At 27.2% G+C, this 4,615-nt stretch carries 4 protein-coding genes, 3 tRNA genes and 1 pseudogene; 2 read left to right on the forward strand and 6 right to left on the reverse strand.

Annotated features, from left to right (window positions below):
- Positions 1-626: 626 nt before the first annotated feature.
- The gene (locus OC683_RS01965; protein ID WP_304514874.1) at positions 627-1,079 is read right to left on the reverse strand and encodes a hypothetical protein; all 453 of its coding nucleotides are present in this window, start codon (positions 1,077-1,079) and stop codon (positions 627-629) included.
- A 190-nt stretch (positions 1,080-1,269) separates the two neighbouring features.
- On the opposite strand from OC683_RS01965, the gene OC683_RS01970 reads away from it, so the two are divergent.
- Positions 1,270-1,343: transfer RNA gene (locus OC683_RS01970), tRNA-Thr, on the forward strand.
- Positions 1,344-1,447: 104 nt separating this feature from the next.
- Positions 1,448-1,522, forward strand: a tRNA-Gly gene (locus tag OC683_RS01975).
- Between the two features lie 297 nt (positions 1,523-1,819).
- Here OC683_RS01975 and OC683_RS01980 read toward each other — a convergent pair.
- From OC683_RS01980 to rpmG, 5 genes and pseudogenes are all read right to left on the reverse strand, one after another.
- The gene (locus OC683_RS01980) at positions 1,820-2,032 is read right to left on the reverse strand and encodes a 30S ribosomal protein S15 (protein ID WP_304514875.1); all 213 of its coding nucleotides are present in this window, start codon (positions 2,030-2,032) and stop codon (positions 1,820-1,822) included.
- A gap of 86 nt (positions 2,033-2,118) precedes the next feature.
- Positions 2,119-2,442, reverse strand: coding sequence for a cyclic-di-AMP receptor (locus OC683_RS01985; RefSeq protein ID WP_304514877.1), 324 nt, complete (start codon positions 2,440-2,442; stop codon positions 2,119-2,121).
- An 83-nt stretch (positions 2,443-2,525) separates the two neighbouring features.
- Positions 2,526-2,599 (reverse strand) — tRNA-Cys (locus OC683_RS01990).
- A gap of 541 nt (positions 2,600-3,140) precedes the next feature.
- Positions 3,141-3,366, reverse strand: a pseudogene (locus OC683_RS02485) (group II intron reverse transcriptase/maturase); the annotation flags it as partial.
- A 676-nt stretch (positions 3,367-4,042) separates the two neighbouring features.
- Positions 4,043-4,177 carry a 50S ribosomal protein L33 gene (gene rpmG / locus OC683_RS01995; RefSeq protein ID WP_304514876.1) on the reverse strand — a complete coding sequence of 45 codons (135 nt, stop codon included), beginning with the start codon at positions 4,175-4,177 and terminating at the stop codon, positions 4,043-4,045.
- Positions 4,178-4,615: the final 438 nt, after the last annotated feature.

Below are 4,615 nucleotides of genomic sequence, written 5' to 3' on the forward strand. Positions count from 1 at the left end.
TTAAGTTTTACTCCTCCGACTACTAAAAAGTCGCTTTATCCTTGGGCCTAATGACTTTTATTTCATTATCGGTTAATTTAATAACTCTGCCTTTAGGATTCTCCAAGTTACTCTAAATATCAACCTTAATTCCTTAGGAGAAGTGACCGTTAGATTAACGGTGAGATTCCATGTTTTTAATTGATAAACTATCCAATATCAGTTACTTATATCGATAGCTTCTGGACTGCTCGAATACAGTAGTTTGCGAGACAGGTTAGGAAACTACATCTTCTTATCTTCTTAGACCATTCCAGGTTTATCCTTAGAACTATTCGGTAGCGGGGTCATTTTGACTAACTACTTCATCGCAACCCGCTTTTAAGAACTGCTGTAATTCCTGATTGTTTCCTTTCAGTAACCGTTCTTACCCTTTCAGAGTTTATCGCCCTGGTGAGTGGTTAGTTCACTTGATATTTAGGCATCTTTGTCGCCCTAACCGATTCATTAGTAAATTTTTGCATTTATTTATTAAAAACTCACTTCCTTATATTATATTTATGATTTTACAAAAATAAATTAATTTTTTATACCTAACAATAAAAAAAGACTTTTTCAAGTCTTTTTTGATGATATATAAAAATAAATTAAAAAATTTTATTAATTCTAACAGCTTTTAAACCTTGTTGAGTAGATTCTACATCAAATTCAAAAAGAGCACCTTGATAAAAAAAGTTTCTTCTATCTTCAGGCGTCATTTCTATAACAGATCTATCTGCTATTTGCGAAACATGAAAAAAAACTTCTTCTAATGTTTTAGTATCTAAACCAATTAATTCTTTAATTTCTGAATATTTTTCATTCATTTCCTCATTGGAAATTTCAGAATCTGATATCATGTTTTTTAATTCTTGAACTTTGTTTTGTAATATTAATTTTTGTTCTTCTGATAAATTAGGATTTCTATAAATAAATCCATAATTACCTTTTTCTTCGTGATTATCTGTTATTCTTTTTTCAGAAAAAAACTTTAAATAACCTATACTACGTGGACTAATTTGATCTGCTGACATTTTAAAAAAACTCCTCTGCAATTGCATTCTAATTTCATTCTCTAATTTTATTTTAATTAGTCGAAATAGTCACTTTCATTATACACAAATTAATAGTAAAATTAAATATTATATTTAACAATAAAAATAAAATTTGATATTAAAATTTTTACACCATATTCATTTCATTAATGGATGTTTATGATATAATTATCCTATTAACATAATAAAAAATGTAGCCCTTATAGTTTAATGGTAAAACACATCAATGGTAATGATGTAATATAAGTTCAATTCTTATTAAGGGCACCAATTATTTTGTCCAAACCAATAACTTTTTTGGTAAAATTTAATAGTAATGATAAACTAAATAAATATTTAAAAAAATTATTAATAATTTTTAACGAAATAGAATCGCGGGTGTCGTATAATGGTTATTACATATGCTTGCCAAGCATATAATGAGGGTTCGATTCCCTTCACTCGCTCCATAAATAATTTATTCAAAAAATTTATAATTAAAACAAACTATAATATAAATAATTGAAAAATTCCTAAATTATTTAATAAAAATAAATAAAAATTAAATAAATATTATTTGATTAAATTTGCAAATTATAAAAAATTACAAATATTTAAATTTAATCAAATAATATTTGATAATATAAAACAATTTTTACAATTTTTGAATAATTTTAAAAAATTTTCAATAAAAATAAAATAAAATTATTGAAATAACTAATTATCAAATAAAAAAGAAATGTTTTTTGTTAAGATAAATACTTAACTTAAAACATTTCTTTTATAATTTTTAAACGATTAAGTTTCATCATTAAACTACGTTTAGCTTGGAAATCTCCAGGATGTTTTTTAACATGAAATGATAATATTTCAATATCAGCATTTAATAAATTAAACTGTACTTTATTAGAACCAGTATTAATAAGATTAGCATCATATTGTTCTAAAATTTTTCTTTTTTGTTCTTTATTCAAAGCCATTTTATTAAGTGATATCCTCCCAAAAACAAAATATAAATATAAAATTAATAATTAATAAATTAATATATCATCTTTTTTATAGGTAATTATAATTTTAAAAATTCTTCCACATCTAAAATAAAAACAGTAGCTCCACCAACAGAAACTTCCGAAGGCAAAGAATAATAAGCAGAAAATTCATTTAAAATATCATTCGGTATGATTTGTGTTCTCTGTCTAGAATGGAATTTAATAATTTCTATAGCTTGTTCCACTTTATCTGCTGGTAAACCTATAATTAAAGTAACATTTTTTTTACTCAAAAATCCTCCTTGAGTTGATAATCTTGTACTAAAAAAGTTATTTTTACTCAAATTATGTTGCACTTCATCAGCATCCTCTGATGAAACAATAGCTAAAATTAATTTCATTTTTTTATTCATATGCTAATATTATATAATATTTAAATATATAAAAAATATTATTTTATAACAAAAATTTTAAATTACCAAAATGGAGGTCCTGAACGGATTCGAACCGATGTTCAAGCTTTTGCAGAGCTATGCCTTACCACTTGGCTACAGGACCAAATAAAATAATAACAAAAGATTTAAAAATATTATTTCTAAATATCATAAATATCCTTTAAATAATAAAATTAAAACTTCGTTATATTTATTATATATAAAATTAAAAATAAAAAAATAATGTAAATTATGTTTTTTTAAATTATTAAATTATAAATTTATTATTTTTTTTCTTTATGAAGTAAACATTTTCTTATACGGATAGATTAATTGCGTTTTATGCAGCGATTTGTATTGGCTGTTTTATTTACAATCAGCCCCCGTCCAAACCGGACAAGCAAGTTTCCCAGCATCCGGCTTTCCCTAATTTACTCTCTTGCGAGAACTAATTTCCCCTCACGGTTAATTAGCTATTTATTCTTATTGTTCTTATTCTTTCTAATATCGTGTATTTGTCAATTGGTTATCTTCTGATGACAATCTTTACACAATACTTTATGATCCTTTGGTGATTCGCCTTGCGAATTGTCCCCATGTGATAAATTGGCAGTTAGGTTTTTTTGTCACAGTTCTCATACCGTTCCGCTTTCGAACATTTTCTAAAAATAAGGAGTTAAGAGTTGTTCCAGACCTTTTTGTATCAACCGATCTTTGATGGTCGGTAGACCCCAAGGGTCTGGTTCTTTTATTATCCTTAGGAATGAGAATTCTTTTGACTGGTTTTGGGTGGTAGCCATTATTGACATATTCCTGATGGTATCTTTCTAATTTTCCAAGATTAATATCATTAATGGTTTTATTATCAATTCCAGTAGTACCTACCCTTTTTGTTAGCGGCAATTCTTCAACATGTTATAAAAGTTATTCATTCCTTGCTGTATAAAGAGAAACTATTGGAAGAACCATCTTCTATGTTCGCAAAAGTTTAGTTGCTGGTGAAATCGTTATCAACTTACCATTGAATAAATAATAAATTACTATCTTCTTTCGCCCTATAAGAGTCATTAACTCTCTTTTGAGTAAGACGATTAACTAAATTATTTCAAATTTAGGTTTATCCTTACGACTACTAAAAAGATGCTTTATCCTTGACCCTCCGGGCTTTTATTTCCGGATTAGTAAATTTCATTACTTGGTTTTAGGATTCTCCAAGTTACGCTAAATTTCGACCTTAATTCCTTAGGCGAAGTACCCTCTTTTAGAGAGGCTGATCCCAGGTTTCTTTATTTGATAAACTACTCAATACTTTCGAAATATATTAGTAGACTCTGAGCTGTCCGTTTAAGCAACTTCCGAGACAGGTTTTGTCATTACCTCAATTTCCTTCTTAGGCCATTACAGGCTTCTCCCTAGAATTATTTGGTGGCGAAGTCTTTTTGACTAATTTGCTTTTGTCGCAACCCGCTTTTATGGTCTGCTCTAATCCAACATTCTTTCGTTTGTCAGACCGACCATCTCCATTCAGAGTTTATCAGCTCTGGCTATTGGTTAAATAGCACGAAATTTAGGCCTCTTTGGCGCCCTCAAAAGGACAATATTTTTTCAATTCCAAATTTTTAGAATTTTGTTTTTTATTTTTGTAAGTATGATAATTTTCTCTACCACATTTTTGACAAAATAATTTAACTAACTCGCTCATTTTTCTTTTTATAACCTCACTTACTTATTATAAATAATTTAATTAATTGCCAAAATTTAATAAAATCTTTATAAATTAAAAAAATAGCTATAAAAACTATTCTTTTAAATAATAAAATTTGAAATATTTATGAAATTTAATATTCAATAATTTTAATGAGATTTTTTTCAAGAACTTCTGGATAACGATATTTAACTTCTCTCATTTGTGTAAATAAAACACATACAATTTTATTTTCAATATCAATTCTAGTTACTACACCTATCTCTTGTATACGGATAGATTAATTGCGTTTTATGCAGCGATTTGTATTGGCTGTTTTATTTACAATCAGCCCCCGTCCAAACCGGACAAGCAAGTTTCCCAGCATCCGGCTTTCCCTAATTTACTCTCTTGCGAGAACTAATTTCCCCTCACGGTTAATTAGCTATTTATTCT

Source organism: Candidatus Phytoplasma crotalariae, from assembly GCF_030586865.1.
GTDB classification, from domain to species: Bacteria; Bacillota_I; Bacilli_A; order Acholeplasmatales; family Acholeplasmataceae; genus Phytoplasma; species Phytoplasma citri.

Coding starts and splice junctions, on each gene's coding strand:
- OC683_RS01965 (WP_304514874.1), bottom strand. CDS start 1,079: ATGCAATTGCAGAGGAGTTTTTTTAAAATGTCAGCAGATCAAATTAGT.
- OC683_RS01980 (WP_304514875.1), bottom strand. CDS start 2,032: ATGGCTTTGAATAAAGAACAAAAAAGAAAAATTTTAGAACAATATGAT.
- OC683_RS01985 (WP_304514877.1), bottom strand. CDS start 2,442: ATGAAATTAATTTTAGCTATTGTTTCATCAGAGGATGCTGATGAAGTG.
- rpmG (WP_304514876.1), bottom strand. CDS start 4,177: ATGAGCGAGTTAGTTAAATTATTTTGTCAAAAATGTGGTAGAGAAAAT.